At 57.2% G+C, this 1,727-nt stretch carries 1 protein-coding gene; it reads left to right on the top strand.

Translation table 11 applies throughout. The annotated features are described in order from the left end of the window. Window positions 1-184 precede the first annotated feature (184 nt). Window positions 185-1,727: sugar transferase (locus tag NW820_RS08085; protein ID WP_414407193.1), on the top strand; the 1,543-nt coding region annotated here is incomplete at its 3' end.

The following is a 1,727-nucleotide window of genomic DNA, read 5'->3' as shown; positions in this document are numbered from 1 at the left end:
CTTAAAGAACTTATTTTGTGTCAGCAGCATGAAGTCCTTTGAAGCTGGGAAGGGCCGTCAATAGAATTATCTGGTGAGGGCTACCCATTCAAGTTTTGGTCAACACTGATCTTGTCCAATAGCCTCAGATGCACAATCTTTTCTGTAAGATTGTCAACAGTCTTGATGCCGAAGGAGATAACCCTTGGCCGAACGCGGCTATAAAACTCGTCTGGATCTGCATCGTTTGTGGGTGCCCTTGGCCTGTTTTGGCGATGGCCTTTGTATTTGGTTGGCCTTTGGGGCGGGCTACTGGCTGCGCAGCTTGCGTCCTCATCAGCTCTTGCCTTGGGATGTCTACGCGGCCTTGGGATTGTTGACCGCCCTCAGTTATTGGGGCATTCAGGCGGGCTTAGGCGGATACGGTGAGTCGAAGCGCTTGTCTCGCTTTGAAGAATGGGCCAGTTTGCTGGTGGGGTTGGGATTGACGTTTGGTTTGGTGCTGGCAGGGGCCTTTTTCGTTCGCTCGGTCTCTTTGTCGCGGCTGGTGGTGGGCTACGCCGGCTTGTTGGCTCTGCTGAGTTTGACTTTGGTACGGGTGGGGTTGCGGCTGGGCATGGGCTGGTTGTGCTCTAGGGGCTACGGTCGGCGGCAGGTCATCTGGGTGGGATCCTGGTCGGTGTTGGCGGAAGTGTTGGAGCGATTGCAGCGATCCCCGCAGTTGGGCTTCCAGGTAGTCGCCTGGGCAGGCGTAGAGCAAGGCTCTTTTGAGGAAGATCCCCCATCTCAAAATGGGGATCCCTGTCAAGATTCATATCCAGTACTAAACACCGCCCGCCCTACCTCTGGCGGGGTTGAGTCTGCCGACAGGACTCTGTCCGGCTCATCCCGAGGAACCCTCTCCTGCTTGTGCAGTCAGCTTGAGCCTTCCTGGTCGGCTCTTGAGCGTCTGGATCTGGTCCATTTGATTGCCTATCTGCAAGCCCACCCAGAAGTGCAGGAGGTGTGGTTTGGGCAACCGGAGCTGGCAACTGCTCCTCTGTTGCTCAGTTTGCAAACATTGTCGGTGCAGGTGCGCTTGGTGCCGGATATCTTAAGTTTTTTAACGGTGAACTTCAGCCTGCAGTCTCTCGACGGGATCCCGCTGCTAACTCTGCGTCAGCCCCCTTTGCGCTACGCCCACAACCGGTTCCTCAAGCGAGTTGTAGACATCCTAGGAGCTTCCCTGGGCCTGATCTTGCTTAGCCCTCTGTTTTTGATTATTGCCCTGCTGGTAGCCTGCAGCAGTCCTGGCCCCATTCTGTATTGGCAGGAGCGGGTGAGCTTGGATGGCCGCCGCTTTTGGATTGCCAAGTTCCGCACCATGCGAGTGGATGCTGAGGCAGCCGGCCAGCCGGGCTGGACGCGCCCTGGGGATCCGCGCCGAACCAAGATAGGAGCCTTTTTGCGCCGCACCAACCTGGACGAGCTGCCCCAACTGTGGAACGTCCTGAAAGGGGAAATGAGCCTAGTGGGCCCCCGCCCAGAGCGGCCCTACTTTGTCGAGCAGTTTAGCCAGGAGATCCCCAAGTATCCGGATCGGCATTTGGTAAAAAGTGGCCTCACCGGCTGGGCCCAGATCCACGGCCTGCGGGGAGATACCAGCATTGCCCGCCGCACCCAGTATGATCTCTACTATGTGCAAAACTGGTCGCTGTGGCTGGATCTGCGCATCCTGGCCATTACCCTCTGGCAAGGGATCCGCGGAC

Source organism: Synechococcus sp. R55.7 (assembly GCF_047461955.1).
GTDB lineage: Bacteria > Cyanobacteriota > Cyanobacteriia > Thermostichales > Thermostichaceae > Thermostichus.
The sequence above is the reverse complement of the archived record's forward strand: the minus strand, read 5'-3'. Positions and strand labels throughout refer to the sequence as shown.